This window comes from Alteromonas sp. 4NS20-0143, from assembly GCF_057542855.1.
In genome coordinates, this window is sequence record NZ_BAAJLR010000006.1 from 185443 (window position 1) to 199693 (window position 14251).

General features: G+C 43.6%; 14 protein-coding genes. 2 read left to right on the plus strand and 12 right to left on the minus strand.

Translation table 11 applies throughout. The features are described from left to right. The first annotated feature begins 12 nt into the window (after window positions 1-12). On the plus strand, window positions 13-435 hold the full coding sequence (gene cadR / locus AC27HD_RS13760) for a Cd(II)/Pb(II)-responsive transcriptional regulator (RefSeq protein ID WP_487106558.1): 423 nt from the start codon (window positions 13-15) through the stop codon (window positions 433-435). 14 nt (window positions 436-449) lie between these two features. Here the strand turns inward: cadR and AC27HD_RS13765 are convergent, their stop codons facing one another. The 12 genes from AC27HD_RS13765 to glmU all read right to left on the minus strand — a co-directional run bounded on the left by AC27HD_RS13765 (window position 450) and on the right by glmU (window position 12516). Beyond that, on the minus strand, window positions 450-677 hold the full coding sequence (locus tag AC27HD_RS13765; RefSeq protein ID WP_487106560.1) for a GDCCVxC domain-containing (seleno)protein: 228 nt from the start codon (window positions 675-677) through the stop codon (window positions 450-452). Between the two features lie 32 nt (window positions 678-709). After that, a complete protein-coding gene (gene merP, locus AC27HD_RS13770; RefSeq protein WP_159120562.1) occupies window positions 710-985 on the minus strand; it encodes a mercury resistance system periplasmic binding protein MerP in 276 nt (91 codons plus the stop codon). 31 nt (window positions 986-1016) lie between these two features. Then, on the minus strand, window positions 1017-1361 hold the full coding sequence (locus AC27HD_RS13775; RefSeq protein WP_334019627.1) for a mercuric transporter MerT family protein: 345 nt from the start codon (window positions 1359-1361) through the stop codon (window positions 1017-1019). 75 nt (window positions 1362-1436) lie between these two features. After that, the gene (locus tag AC27HD_RS13780; RefSeq protein ID WP_159120560.1) at window positions 1437-1820 is read right to left on the minus strand and encodes a MerR family transcriptional regulator; all 384 of its coding nucleotides are present in this window, start codon (window positions 1818-1820) and stop codon (window positions 1437-1439) included. Between the two features lie 221 nt (window positions 1821-2041). Continuing rightward, window positions 2042-2254, minus strand: coding sequence for a hypothetical protein (locus tag AC27HD_RS13785; protein WP_118491370.1), 213 nt, complete (start codon window positions 2252-2254; stop codon window positions 2042-2044). 217 nt (window positions 2255-2471) lie between these two features. Beyond that, entirely contained in the window at window positions 2472-4097 is a 1626-nt protein-coding gene (locus AC27HD_RS13790; RefSeq protein ID WP_159120559.1) for an ATP-binding protein, read from the minus strand. Then, a complete protein-coding gene (locus AC27HD_RS13795) occupies window positions 4094-6178 on the minus strand; it encodes a Mu transposase C-terminal domain-containing protein (RefSeq protein WP_159120558.1) in 2085 nt (694 codons plus the stop codon). Before AC27HD_RS13795 ends, AC27HD_RS13790 begins: the two co-directional genes overlap by 4 nt. Continuing rightward, complete coding sequence (locus AC27HD_RS13800) at window positions 6165-6983, minus strand: TnsA endonuclease N-terminal domain-containing protein (RefSeq protein ID WP_159120557.1); 819 nt, start codon at window positions 6981-6983, stop codon at window positions 6165-6167. Before AC27HD_RS13800 ends, AC27HD_RS13795 begins: the two co-directional genes overlap by 14 nt. Before the next feature lie 174 nt (window positions 6984-7157). Continuing rightward, window positions 7158-8990 (minus strand): glutamine--fructose-6-phosphate transaminase (isomerizing), encoded by a 1833-nt coding sequence (gene glmS, locus AC27HD_RS13805; RefSeq protein ID WP_032097652.1) that lies wholly within the window; start codon window positions 8988-8990, stop codon window positions 7158-7160. 2 nt (window positions 8991-8992) lie between these two features. Further along, complete coding sequence (locus AC27HD_RS13810) at window positions 8993-9841, minus strand: DeoR/GlpR family DNA-binding transcription regulator (protein WP_032097651.1); 849 nt, start codon at window positions 9839-9841, stop codon at window positions 8993-8995. A gap of 198 nt (window positions 9842-10039) precedes the next feature. Beyond that, window positions 10040-11065, minus strand: coding sequence for a Gfo/Idh/MocA family oxidoreductase (locus AC27HD_RS13815; protein WP_032097650.1), 1026 nt, complete (start codon window positions 11063-11065; stop codon window positions 10040-10042). A 92-nt stretch (window positions 11066-11157) separates the two neighbouring features. After that, entirely contained in the window at window positions 11158-12516 is a 1359-nt protein-coding gene (gene glmU, locus AC27HD_RS13820; protein WP_487106566.1) for a bifunctional UDP-N-acetylglucosamine diphosphorylase/glucosamine-1-phosphate N-acetyltransferase GlmU, read from the minus strand. Window positions 12517-12794: 278 nt separating this feature from the next. On the opposite strand from glmU, the gene AC27HD_RS13825 reads away from it, so the two are divergent. Further along, the gene (locus AC27HD_RS13825) at window positions 12795-14180 is read left to right on the plus strand and encodes a sensor domain-containing diguanylate cyclase (RefSeq protein WP_200883161.1); all 1386 of its coding nucleotides are present in this window, start codon (window positions 12795-12797) and stop codon (window positions 14178-14180) included. The last annotated feature ends 71 nt before the right edge of the window (window positions 14181-14251 follow it).

Below are 14251 nucleotides of genomic sequence, written 5' to 3' on the forward strand. Positions count from 1 at the left end.
GAGTAAGTTGAGATGAAAATTGGAGCTTTAGCGGCTAAAGCAGGAGTAAGTATTCAGACAATTCGTTTTTATGAGCGTAAATCGCTATTGCATGCACCCGAGCGAACACAATCGAATTATCGAAGCTATTCAGAAGATGCACTTAAACAATTATTGTTTATTAAGCAATGCCGCGCCTTAGATATGACAATCGAGGAAATCAAGTTAGTACTGGAAACCCGAGCCAATCCAGAGAGTAGCTGCGAAAACGTTAATACCACAATAGATAAGCATGTTGACGATATTGAACATCGGATAGCTGAATTAAAATCACTACAAGAAACACTGGTTTCAATTCGTTCTGCTTGTGATCATAATAAGAAGGTTAAGGAGTGCGGGGTATTGCATCAGTTAGATAGCATTGCAGAGGCGTGTTCTTCTAATACGGATAATTAGTCTCAGCTAATCTGCTAACTGCAACAACCGCTATCCTCTTGAATTGGGGGGCATTTAACTGTTCCATATGAGCAATAAACACAGCAGTCTCCGCTAAGAGGTTTCAACACTATTTTGCAGTGAGTGCATTCATAGAAAAATTGACATGCAGTGGTTGGCATTTCCTCTTGCTGGCTATGATTGCATTGAGGACATGTAATTGTCGATAAAAGCTCTATTTTCGCCAAAGCGCGGTGCTCCACATGTATGTTAAAAAGAACAATTCGAAAATAAGTTACGATTTTACTCGTGAAGGGAAACCAGCATTCTCTGTCGCTTTCGTTAGTACATCAGGGCTAGTTACTTCATCGTCAAATTTTACAACAGCAAGTTTATTTTCGAATGTAACATCCACTTCCATTACACCTTCAACACGCTCAAGCGCTTTTTTTACTGTTATCGGGCATGTAGCACAATCCATTGAAGGCACTTCTAAAGTAAGTGTTACATCTTTCGCGAATGTTGCAGTGCTGCTTATTAACAACAGTGATGTGATTAAAATTTTCTTCATTTTTTCTCCGATAAAATTAAGGTGGTAGTAGCTATACTAGCCATATAATCCAGTAATTACTGGTGACAAAAAGAAACGCCAACAGCGCGGTAGACCAGAAAATTACTTTTCTTCGCGCTCTTACTTTAGAGATTGAACATGACTCACTTTTTGCACAGTCGTTTACGGGCCGATGGATTTGCCACCCTGCCAATCCAAATAAAACTATTACGGCAAAAATAAAAATAGGGCGATAAGGGTCTAAAAGCGTTAGATGGCTGATCCACGTTCCGCTAATACCCATTAAAAGAAGCACCAGCGGCCCAGCACAACATGCACTAGCACCGATGGCGGCAACAAGACCGCCTAAGATAGATAGTTGACTACTTTTTACCATATTATGACGTAATTTTTTAAACAATCTGAAGCATACACTCCGTATCTAGGTACGGAGTCAAGTGTTAGTGTTATTTTACGGCTGGAGTGACTGAATGATGGGGCAGATTTTGTTTTTCGGGTTGTTTTTACAGTCTGATACGAGGGATTCAAGGCTGCCTTTAAGACGACTTAAGTCTTTTAACTTATCTTCAATAATATCCAGTTTATGCTCAGCGAGGGACTGGACGTCGTCACAGCTGCTGGTACTCAAGACTAATAGTGATGATATTTCAGCCAATGTAAAACCTAAATACTGAGCACGCTTTATAAATAACACTCTGGTAAGTGCCTGCTGTGTATATTGCCTGTATCCTTGCAATGGTTTTATCGGTTGTTCCAATAAGGCCTTCCTTTCATAGAAACGAATGGTTTCTACACCTACATTTGCTTCTTTCGCAAGTTTACTTATTGTGTACATTAATTGCCCCGCATAGTCTGAGTCTATCTTCATTAAGCAAAAAGTGGCATTAAGTCATACTTTAAAGCAAGTTTTCATAGATTCATGGCGGATAATAACAGTAACTGCTAAGTTTCATGCGACAAAGTCGCTCGGTAATTAGACCGATAATTTCCCTTCCTGATCACACTAGTACCTCTGAGGAGAGTGTTAGCCATTTGCGCAAAAAATCAACTATCGCGTTAAACGGTAAAGATCTTTTCTACGACGAATCGATTTTCCTTAAGATAGCCTTCGGAGATTTCACCATTGGGTGTAATTCGCCTGAGTTTCTTACTTGTCTGACTAGGCTCATACAAATCATTTCCATTACTCAAAAGTTCAGCCGCAATAGAACCCGATGCCGATTCTTGGGCGACCCTTTCAGCAAGTCGAAGAACATCAAGTTTATCCATGAAACCTCCTTTGAATAAGAAGCTAAAAGCCGACTAATTTCGAGAGTTGCCAGAAGCTCATACGCCAATTCTCTTGCCTTACCAAATAACTTCAACATAAAAGATAGTGTTGATTCATGAGAAAGAAAAGTCCTGTCATAGTATAAATGACAAAGCCAGCCAGATGTTTCAAATACAGGTAGCTCTCACAACCAAAATCAACCTCATGCAAATAAAGCTAATCCACAGCAGCTATTAAGCCAGCCTTGACCAGATTCGAGTGCATCTCGGACTCAGTATTGGACTGGGAACGAATATATCGTAGATCGTCATGATCAAGCTTCGACCATTTCCCGTATGGGACGACGTTGGTTTTTGGTTTTTGCTCTTTTTTCTGAACCGATTTTAAACTTACTTTGCTTGCATCAACTTCAGCAATTAACTTTCTTACAAGGCTGACATTGTCGATGTCCGGGTACTCATCTTTTAAAAGCGCAATTTCACTGACATGCTCCTTGTAGTCGAGTTTGAAAAACTCTAATAATGATTTCAGCCCATTTTCTTCAGGCTCCCTCTGCTCTGAGATATCAAGTTCCTCAACATATTGCGGCATGTTTTTCACAACATCCTCAATATCAACCGTAGGTATCAAAAGGTCAGAATACTTCAGGATTTCCTTCTCGTTACCAGAGCGTAAAGCGTCTAGCATAGGGTGTACGCTTTTCATTTCTTCCGCATAAACGGTATCAAGCAATGGAATAGTGATTTCTTCAGCTTTTGTAACAATTGCTCTTATCTGTGCAATCACAAACAGCTTAAGTGTGATGTCAATAATGCCCTGCGACAGTACGAATAAGTGTTCAAGCAGATCGCTATCCGGCGTTTGGGTTCGCTTCTTAACCCATTGAAAACGCCATAGTCGCATAGCAAAACTCCGCCATTGCTTCATATCGCTTTCAGTTTTGGATATTCCCCAGTTCATACTACCAAAACCAATTTCCCTCCTAGCGCCACGCAAATCCTTCGAAATACCCGAGGCTTTTGGGGTTCCGACGATAAGTACTGGAACACCGATGGTATTAGTCAATTCAGTAAAAAACTTTAACAGTTCATCACGTTTGTCTTTGGTATCTTGCAGGTGCTGAATTTCGTCTATCACAAGTAAACCCAGCGAATGGTCTATCACTATCTGTTTCATTGCTTGCAATAAAGTTTTTTCGCCTACTCGAATCTCATAACCATAGCGTCGGTGATACTTAGTATTGAGCACCTCGTCAATCGAGTGAAAGAAATTCTTACATAGACTCGCTAAATCGCCGTTATAGGGACATTCAACAACCACGTAGACAAGTTGTTGATGCATATTGTAGTCAGGGTGCTCAATTAATTGAGGGTATGTTGATAAAACTTTCCTTACCGCCGTAGTTTTGCCACTGCCAGAGCACCCAATTAACGTCGTACTCTGAACTGATCGATCTGTGGTCGGGAATACTTGAATTCTCTCTTCTTTTCCTTGAGATTTTAAATAGTTTTCTTGCATCAATTGTTTGTCGTAATGTTTTGCAGGGTTTCGTTTAACGTAGCCGCTACGAATCATCAGGGACAACTTTTTTTCGAGGTTTAGGTGGTTTGGCAATGGATGAAAAAAGTCACCATCAAGTAATCGCCCTAACGCGTGCATTCGCAATTTAGGATGTAGCTTTAAGTCACCCTCACTATGTGTTGGGCGGGATGCCAATGTCTTTGCTAATACAAGATCGTCCTCGTAAATCCTAGGCAAGGCTTCAATAAGCGGATTGCCACGATACTCTTCTAGCCCCGGATCAATATAATTTGCTGTAACCGCTACATAAGGCGTTTTCAATCTTCGTCTCCATAAATATCATCTGGAATATCAGGGTGAGAGAAATCTTCCTGTCTTTTCATCGGTTGAACATTATTTGGTGGTGTTTTAGGGTCATTATCAGGGTTGCTGCCGACAGCACGTTCCTTGCGCTCTTGAGCTATAGCTTCCTTTTTATTAGTTTTTATAGATTTAATACGAGCACTATTCGACGCAGATTTACTGCCAGTTTTGGCACGCTTTTCTGCTGACTCCATGCGCTTTTGAATTTCTTCGTCAGCAGAGAGCTGTTTGTCTTTATTGGCATTGGCAGCCTCACTATTCGCTAGTTTACTTACTTGCATAGAAAGCTTGGCTTCATAAAACGTCATATCTTTATACGCACGGCTTCGGTCGGTCAACTGCGCGATCCAATACTGAGACGTCTGTCCCAGAGGGAACACATAAATTTTATTCGTGCTCCTTGGGTCAAATCCTATTTCGACTTTCTGTGGTCTGGTTCGGTGCTTGTCTCGAATAAACCATCCTTTTTCGAATGCTTCTGAACAACTATAAGTCAGAGACTGATACTTTATGCCTTCATTTGAAACCGTCGCGGTATTTCTCGGTAAAGTTAGTACCTTAAACTTTTCCACGTCATATGATTTTAAGGCACCAGACCTATTCATTATTCCCCATTTCCACAAGTCCTTTGGGGTGTAGGGCAGGTCTTCGGGAATTCCTTCATCAGCATCATATTTTTTCATTCCTTTTAAATTATGCTTATATATAAGTAAGGCAATTATCTCTTCCATTTGTCGCAGAGATAGTTTTGCATCTAAGCGATAATCCTTACCCCCTCTTTTTTTAACTGTTTCTGTTGTCACAACGCCGGGGGCATAAGGCTTAAATTCAGCCTGTAAGGTTCTAAATCTCTGTTCAACAATGCCTTTAGCGTCACCGCGGCGAGCTTTTGCGTTTTCTATACGGGTGTTAAACACGTTGACTAAAGAATCTGCTTGGTGGGTAAGAAGCTCTCCTTTATCCGCTAATACTGCCGTTGGAAGACCTAGCGCTGGCCAATCTTCAAACTCGATTGAAATGCCTAAACGCCTACAAACGTCTACTTTATTTTCTAAACAGTTTGCCAATGACATCATGGCTAAAACATAGGATGGTGGTTCAAAAGTTAGGTAGAAACCTGCCGTTAAACGAGAAAAAACATCGATTACAATAAGAAGCGTGGGTCGACCAATAATTTTTGATGGGTCTTTTTCACTGACCAAATAAAGATCAATAATGGTGGCGTCAAACTCAAACCTGTCTCCGGGTCCTAACACTTGAGCCGTTGCAGTACTGGTAAGTTGTCTTACGTCCTTTTCGAACGCTATTGCTGTGTTACGTGCTTGTGCGGTTTTAATGGCCTTGTATTCCATATTAAACAAGTGTTTTAGCTGCGTAACAGTTGGTGAATCTTGACGTGCAATAGTGGGATATTGCTTCCTAAATTTAAGTAGCATTAGGTCATGAACTTTTGTCCACGGCATTCTCATGGAATTCAAATAATACTTATCAATGGCCTCCCTAAACAATTGTTTAATCTCATCCGTAATTGGGATGCCTGTGCCAACAGTCGTGATACGCGGTCTGCCTACTTTTTTATTAGCAATGTTTCTCGGTTGCTTTGGCGCACCCTGCTTGTGGAAATCAGGTCTTAGGGCATTTTTGTTCTGGCCACGCTGTAAAAATTGACGCAGGAGCTTGTAAAAGTGTTTTTTAGAAAACTCAGGATGATTCTGATCGATAACTTCCTCGTAGAGTCGAAGCCATCCATGCTTGAAGAGCCGATAAGGATTATCAGCAACTTTTTGCATAACTAACCAGTTCGCTTCTAGCCGGTTTTTTTGAGCTTCGGTGGGGTGTTTTAGTGTTTCATCAATGAACGGATCATTGACGACTCGTGCGTATTTGTTTTGAATAGCTTCGGCTATTGCGCTTATGTCAAATTCGATAGGATCAGCAAGTCGTTTATATATATCAATCCAAATAGCGTGATTCGGTGTGATGGCTAACACCCTATAAAATTGACCGTTATCTTCAACTACGCTATTAACCAACAGCATATAAATCTCCGCTATCGAACCCGAAGGTCACGCTATGGATGTCAGAGCAGATAAGGTATTGATAGGGCTTATGGATATCAAACGCCAGCAATCGGTAGCTGAAGGCGTTTCGAGCTAGCTTTAATGCTTCCCCTGACGGAAGCCCATGACGCTTATCATAATCTGAGCAAGCTTTAGCGAGCTTAATGTCAGGGAAGCGCTTTATCTCTTCCCAAAGATCATAAACTTGCATTTGAATAGATTCGCCAATGTGAAGGTCCTTTCCTCCTAGTATCCAGTCAATATTGGCTTGTTGAACATGAGGTATGTCGAGTTCAGTAATTAACTTCCACTGCATTCCTTTGGCCAGACAACTTCGCCTTTCTATTTCGAGCTTAGCAATAACATTTTTATCCATCAGCTCATCATTGTATTTGACCTGAATCGCGATTTGATTGCTCTCTAACCCATCAAAGTCTAATAACAAATCAGTGGTGAATACGTGATATTTATTGCCTTTTTGCGGATGTTTTATGCCCGCTTTATCGGCTACTTCCAGAGTGGTTTCTAGAGCAAACGGATACTGCTCTCGAATGTCATAAATTGACTCATTCCAGTCGTAGAGTGAAAAAGCAAGGTATTCTAGCTTGGAAAGCAAGTGAACTACTCTGCCGGTGCGGTGAGATAAGGCACGATAACTCGTGCCATCACTGGATATTTCTTGAATGTAAATCCATGGCTGATATTCGCTTTTACGGCCCATTCCTCTGCCGCTTGCGAAGCGCTTATCGATTTCTTCTTTTGTCAGCCATTGCAGTTTCTTCATCGCCTACGCCCTATGCCATCTATGACATAGAGCATAAACTAATCTACTTTTATTACCTAATTTAATGCTGAATTTTTATTTGTTGCCAAATATAATATGTCTAGTACCAAATATAATATGCCTAGTACCAAATATAATATGCTCTAACATTTCCTCAGTCGCTTCTAGTTACCGTTACTCAACCGTAACCGATTTTGCCAAATTACGAGGCTGATCCACATCTGTACCTTTTATTAACGCAACATAGTAAGAAAGCAGCTGTAGAGGCAGTGTGTAAATGATCGGGGCTATGGGGCCGTCGCAGTGAGGTACATTGATTACGCGCATCGACTCATCACCTTCAAATGCAGCATCTTTATCGGCAAATACATACATAATGCCGCCGCGAGCACGCACTTCTTCTACGTTCGATTTAAGCTTTTCTAACAGCTCATTGTTTGGCGCAACCACGATCACAGGCATTTCATCATCGATAAGCGCAAGTGGGCCGTGTTTTAACTCACCCGACGCATAGGCCTCGGCGTGAATATACGAAATCTCTTTAAGCTTTAACGCCCCTTCCATTGCAATAGGGTACTGGTCGCCGCGGCCTAAGAATAGGCTGTGGTTTTTATCTGCAAACTCTTCTGCCAAATCTTCGATGCCGTTAGTAATAGCCAGCGTTTCTTCTAGCTTAGCAGGCAAGCTGTGAAGGGCTGCAACAATGCCGCTCTCATCACTTTCTAGCATGCCATTTTCTTTACCTAGGGCGAGGGTTAACATTAAAAACGCCGTTAGCTGGGTGGTGAAGGCTTTAGTAGATGCCACGCCTATTTCTGCGCCTGCGCGGGTCATAAAGGCTAAGTCAGACTCACGGACTAGCGACGACCCGGGAACATTACAAATAGTAAGGCTCGACATATATCCCGACTCTTTCGCTAAACGAAGCGCTGCAAGGGTATCGGCAGTTTCGCCCGATTGAGAAATAGTAATAAGTAAACTATTTGGGTGTACTACGGACTTGCGATAGCGAAACTCTGACGCAATTTCTACGTTGCACGACACGTTCGCGTATTGTTCTAGCCAGTAGCGCGCGGTCATGCCGGCATGATAACTCGTACCACAGGCAATAATTTGCACATGTTTTACTTGCTTGAAAATAGCATCAGCGCCTTCGCCGAATACGTCAGGCGCTAACCCCGTTTCGGTAATGCGCTGCTGAAGCGCGTTTCGCACAACGGTGGGCTGCTCGTGAATTTCTTTAAGCATGTAGTGACGGTAACCGCCCTTATCACCCGCATCGTGCTCTATATTAGACTCTACAACTTCGCGCTCTACTGGTGCGCCATGCTTATCAAAAATATCTACCGTGCGGCGAGTAATTTCAGCAACATCACCCTCTTCTAGGAAAATAAAGCGGCGAGTAACCGGTAACAAGGCCATTTGATCAGAAGCGATAAAGTTTTCACCTAGGCCTAGCCCAATAACAAGAGGGCTTCCCGAGCGTGCTACTACTACACGGCTAGGATCTTCTTTGTCCATAATAACCGTGCCGTATGCACCGTGAAATGTGTTCACCGCGCTTTGTACAGCGCTGAGCAAGTTCTTGCCAGACTTGAGCTCTTCATGAACTGTGTGTGCGATTGTTTCTGTGTCGGTATCACTGGTAAAGCGGTAGCCCTTTTCAGTTAACTGATTGCGAAGGCTTACGTAGTTTTCGATAATACCGTTATGTACAACGGCAACGCGTTCGCTGGAGAAGTGAGGGTGAGCGTTCGCTTCTGTTACACCACCATGAGTAGCCCAGCGTGTATGCGCAATACCCGTGCTGCCAAGTGCTTCACTGTTAGCTACCGCGTCAGCTAATTCTTGAACTTTTCCGGTGCGGCGAATGCGCGTTAGGTTTCCATCGCTTTGCAGTAATGCAACGCCTGCCGAATCATACCCGCGATACTCAAGGCGTTTTAGCCCTTCTAACAGAATTTCAACTACATTACGTTCGGCAACAGCGCCAACAATTCCACACATGCTTATTCTCCATTAAGCGTGGCGACGATTACCGTCACGCCCTTATTTTCAATATTCGTTTTATCAGAATCACTGATGGTGTCATCGGTGATTAACACAGAAATTTTGTCCCAGCCCAACTCGAGGTTAGGCATTTTATGCAATAGTTTTTTTGCACTGGCCATTACCACCACTTTTGAAGCGGCATTGGCCATTGCGCGGGTGACTCCCGTTAATTCATTAAAGGTGGTGGTGCCTCTTTCAACGTCAATACCAGCGGCGCCAATGAACGCAATATCAAAACTATAGGCACTAACTAGCTGTTCAGCCATAGAGCCCTGAAATGACTGAGACAGGGCATCCCATGTACCACCAGCCATTAGTACCGTTGGCTCGGTATCGCACTGGGTTAAATAGTTGGCTGTGGATAGCGTATTTGTCATTACCACTAGGTCATCTAAAGCGGATAGATAAGGTAAAATTGCAGAAGTAGTAGAGCCGCAGTCAATCACCAGCTTGCTACCTGGCGTAACTAAATTGGCCGCGCATTGTCCGATGGCCTTCGAAAGGTCACTACCAGCTAGTGATGATGCTTCTGTTTTAAAAGAGGTAGAAGACACAGGGGTAGTGGAAGTAGCGGAAGGCGTTACTGCAGAGGTATTATTAGCAGTACGTGATGAAGCAGCAGGCACAGCGCCGCCAAACTGCCTAATTAGCGCACCTTGTGCTGCTAATGCAGTTAAGTCTTTTCTTATAGTAACTTCAGACGCGTTAAATTGGCTGGCTAGCGTTTCTACACGTGTATGGCCATTGTCATTAACCCATTCCACTATGCCTTTGCGACGCTCATCAACCGAATGACTGCTCTTCAACTTGAACTACTTCTTTAAATACGGCGTTTCAGCTTTCACATTTGTATGCAGCTTTGTCGGGGCATAGTTTATTTGCCATACCTCAAAAACAAACCGCATTTAAATATGAAAAAACGCTTATAACTTTCAAAACGAAAGCTATGAATTACAATTTGAAAGAATCGTAAGGTATTATGAAAGTGTGTTCAAGCACTTTGCTCAATTTAACAGCAACTTTCTTTCTTCTTGGCTCGCTTTCAGTGCTGTTTCAATAACGTTGATCACTTCAACAACGCTAGCTGCATCGGCAGGTGAGTCGGCATCGCCTTTGATAGCGCCCGCTAGCTGTTCAAAAAAGGCCAAATATTCTCCGCGACGGGTTTCAATTACCTCAGTCATATCTTCATTTGAAAGTAGGCCGTGTTCGCTTTCAGGAGTGACTGCCCAGCTTTCACTTGCAAGGCTCATATTCGCCCTTAACTGATTTTCTTGCGGGTCTAGGTGAAACTTTCGAAAACTTGCTTTCGTTCCCTGTAAATCAAAGCGAAGTGTTGCCCCGCCTTGAAATGCTGAACTGCCAAGGTTCACAATCTTGTCGGCGTAATGAAGGGTAAGGTCAAAGGTATCGTCTGATTGCCCACCATCTCGCAGCGTTAGTACGCTGGCCGATACCGCCACGGGCTTGCCGAAAAGCTGAAGTGCTTGGTCGATTAGGTGTGGCCCTAAGTCCCAGAATATCCCGCTGCCAGGGCCTTTGTTTTCACGCCATCGATTGCGTGGAGTAGGCCTAAAGCGGTCGAAGCGACTTTCAAAGCGCTTAATATCACCAAGCTTACCTTGCTCAATAAGCTGCTTTAAGGTGAGAAAATCGCCATCAAAACGCCGATTGTGAAACACGCATAATTGTTTCTTTTTCGCATGCGCCACATCAACCAGGTGCTTTGCATCGGCTGCGCTTAGGGTAAAAGGTTTCTCTACTAATACATGGCTGTTGTGCTCAAGTGCGAGTAAGGACTGTGACGCATGTAAATGATTAGGCGTTGTTATTACCACCAAATCAAATTGCGTGCTGTTTAGTGCTTCTTCCAACGATGAATAAACCACGGCATCAGGCAACGCAGTTTTCACCTCATCCGGCTTTGAGGACACAACGCCCTCAACGACAAAATCAGAAAGGTGCTGAAGAAAGGGCAAGTGGAAAGTGGTGGCCGAAAAGCCAAACCCGACTAGTAGCGTAGTGATCATAGCAACTCCTAAAGCAATAAAGGGGGTCAGAACCGAATAAAATGCAAGCCATGTTGCTGGCTTATTTTATTCGGTTCTGACCCCCTTTTATTTTATTTTTTGGTGGGGCGTGGCCAGTTTGCTATGTTGCGCTGCTTGCCACGGGCGACGGCGAGGGCGCTGTCGTCAACTGCCGATGTGATTACTGAGCCGGCGCCTACGGTTGCGTTATCGCCTACATTTACGGGCGCAACAAGGGATGAGTTAGAGCCGATAAATGCGTTCTCACCAATAATGGTTTTCGATTTATTTACACCATCGTAATTACAGGTAATGGTGCCCGCACCAATATTTGCGTTAGCACCAACCTCGGCATCGCCAAGGTAAGTAAGGTGGTTTGCTTTTGCACCTTCACCTAATACTGTCTTTTTCATTTCCACAAAGTTGCCAACCTTGGCGTTTTTGTGCATAACCGCACCAGGGCGTAAGCGCGCATAAGGTCCTACCACACAGGCTTCGCCTACATTTGCTTGCTCAATGATAGAGTTGGCTTCAATAATAGCGTTATCTGCAATGTGGCAGTCGCGTAATATGCAATTTGCCCCAATAGTAACGTTGTTACCTAGGGTTACATTACCTTCCACAATCACATTTACGTCGATTACAACGTCGTTTCCAGCTGCTAACGTGCCGCGCATATCAAAGCGTGCTGGGTCTAACAGCGTAACACCGTCAGTCATTAGCTGCTGCGCCTGACGAGCCTGCAAGGCGCGCTCAAGGTTAGACAGTTGAATGCGGTTATTAACACCCTCAACTTCAACCGCCGACGCTGGCTGAGCAGACTGAATACGCTTTCCTTCAGAGGCTGCCATAGCGATAACATCGGTAAGGTAATACTCGCCTTGGGCATTGTCGTTACTTAAGTTGTGTAACCAACGCTTAAGATCAGCCCCAGACATCATCATCATGCCGGTATTAATCTCTTTGATGGCGCGCTGCTCATCAGAGGCATCTTTATGTTCAACAATTTGAGTGATGTTATCGTTTTCTCTGACAATTCGGCCCATGCCTGTGGGGTCGTCTAATTCAACGGTAAGTAAGGCTAAATCACAGCTGGCTTTTACCGCTTTTAACGCATCTAAGGTTTCTTCTCTAATAAGCGGGGCGTCGCCTACCAGTACTAAAACATCTTCATTGTTTTTTATATGAGGCGCGGCTTGTTGAACTGCATGACCTGTTCCTAGCTGCTCAGACTGAAGGCACCAGTTTAGGTTGTCTTCAACAATGGTCTGTTGCAGCAAGTCACCGCCGTGGCCGTAAACAAGGTGGATGTTGTCTGCACCTAACGACTTCACCGTATTGATAATACGCTGAACCATTGGAACGCCGCCTACTTTATGAAGCACCTTTGGAAGCGAAGATTTCATGCGAGTACCTTTACCCGCTGCTAAAACAACCACTGAAAAAGCCATACAATCCCTTTATTGTGTAAACATAGTTTTTATCTGCACGTAGTGTAACTAAGCATTGATGAGATGTCAGCGGATGAATGCGCCCTGTCACGGTTTAAATACACCAACTACCTGCCAGTTTGTTTTCTAGTTAGCCCTTTAGGCTAATCTTGAGGTAAACGTGCTAGTAGTTCATATTTGCAACAGGTATACTTTGTTTTGGAAAATTTCAGTTCAGCCAGGCAAGGGAGCATGCGCAGTCTGTGAACACATTTAGAACCCTACATAGAAGCATATTGATGCTTTTTGCAGTCGTTGTGGTAGCGATTGTAACTTTAGTGCACTTTAGCATTTCGAAAATAGTAGCAGAGCAAAGCCGCGCCCAGCAGCAGTCACTTTCACCCGCTATATCGCTTATTGTAGAACAGCTGCTCAAACCCCTGCATATTTCTGACGCCCTTGGTCACTCGACAGAGCTTGTAGATTTACTCAATCAAGATTCAGTCGATAGCGACGCTGCATTTAGCACCTTACAACGCCTTGAAGAAGAGTTTGGCCTGTCTTTTTTCATCGCCAGCGAAACAGACAGAAAACAATACAACTCCGATGGCACCATCATTAACCTAATTGAAGGTGAAGTAAGCTGGTATTTTAAGTACCGCGATTACCCTACTGATGCAGTGGCCGATATCGGTAAGTGGGAAGACACCCACCTGTACATCGACATTAAAATTCACAATAAAGAAGGCGAATTTCTTGGCTTTTTTGGCGTAGGTAAAAGCTTGCGCAGCTTTATAGAAATATTCGACTCTTACAAACAAGAGTACGGCTACGACTTTCTATTCGTCGATAAAGAGGGCGACATTATGTTGTCGTCTGATCCAGCGTTAGTTGCCACCTATTCAGACTTTACTAACCTGTCTGAATTACCTTGGTACGCAAGCCTGCCGCTTTCCATTCAAAATGAGCAGGCGCTTAACAACAAGCTAGTTACCATTAACGAAAAAGACTTTTTGATTGCAGAGGTAAAGCTGAATCAGTTTGGCTGGACGGTGTTTTTATTAAGCCCGCTAGAAGACAGACAAGCTGAGATTTCACAAGCCTTTATATTTAGCGTTGTAACACTGCTTGTGGTTGTGTTCTCTCTATTTTTATTGATATACAACTTACTGTATTACTTTAGAAAAGATATGCAGCCAGACCTGATAGTTCGCCAGACAAACCGCCTTCCCGAAAAGGACAGCTTGCAGCTTATTTACAAAAGCCTATTAGCAGAGCACGGTTCGCTAAGTGTTGTAGTGGTAAACGTCGATGAAATGACCACCATTGTTGATGCGCACGGTCGCAACACGGGTGATGATATTTTAGATAAGGTAGCTATTTACCTATCAGAAAAGCTGCGAGACCAAGACGTATTAGGGCGCTGGAGCAGCGACGAGTTTATTATCTTTTTGCCACAAACAGGGCCTCATGTGGCCTTAGAGCTGGCACAAAACCTACGTCATGGTGTGGCAACACTGCCACCACTTGCCGAATACCCAGACATTCAGATTACAGCATCGTTTGGTATTTCGTACACCGCCTCAGTACGGCCATTACAAGAAGTGACCGCCCATGCGGAAGACGCTCTGTATCAGGCTAAACGAGATGGCAGCAACCTAGTGCGTATGCAGTTAATCGACTAGGGCGTTTAACCTGTGTTCTACAAAAAAAGCAGCGTGCCGAAACACGCTGCTTTTTTATTGCTGTTTACTTT

Bases quoted from the DNA above. Each gene is read 5' to 3' on its own strand.
- merP (WP_159120562.1), bottom strand. From the start codon at position 985: ATGAAGAAAATTTTAATCACATCACTGTTGTTAATAAGCAGCACTGCA.
- AC27HD_RS13775 (WP_334019627.1), bottom strand. From the start codon at position 1,361: ATGGTAAAAAGTAGTCAACTATCTATCTTAGGCGGTCTTGTTGCCGCC.
- glmS (WP_032097652.1), bottom strand. From the start codon at position 8,990: ATGTGTGGAATTGTTGGCGCTGTTGCCGAACGTAATGTAGTTGAAATT.
- glmU (WP_487106566.1), bottom strand. From the start codon at position 12,516: ATGGCTTTTTCAGTGGTTGTTTTAGCAGCGGGTAAAGGTACTCGCATG.
- AC27HD_RS13800 (WP_159120557.1), bottom strand. From the start codon at position 6,983: ATGAAGAAACTGCAATGGCTGACAAAAGAAGAAATCGATAAGCGCTTC.
- AC27HD_RS13780 (WP_159120560.1), bottom strand. From the start codon at position 1,820: ATGTACACAATAAGTAAACTTGCGAAAGAAGCAAATGTAGGTGTAGAA.
- AC27HD_RS13825 (WP_200883161.1), top strand. From the start codon at position 12,795: ATGCTTTTTGCAGTCGTTGTGGTAGCGATTGTAACTTTAGTGCACTTT.
- AC27HD_RS13785 (WP_118491370.1), bottom strand. From the start codon at position 2,254: ATGGATAAACTTGATGTTCTTCGACTTGCTGAAAGGGTCGCCCAAGAA.
- cadR (WP_487106558.1), top strand. From the start codon at position 13: ATGAAAATTGGAGCTTTAGCGGCTAAAGCAGGAGTAAGTATTCAGACA.
- AC27HD_RS13815 (WP_032097650.1), bottom strand. From the start codon at position 11,065: ATGATCACTACGCTACTAGTCGGGTTTGGCTTTTCGGCCACCACTTTC.
- AC27HD_RS13795 (WP_159120558.1), bottom strand. From the start codon at position 6,178: ATGCTGTTGGTTAATAGCGTAGTTGAAGATAACGGTCAATTTTATAGG.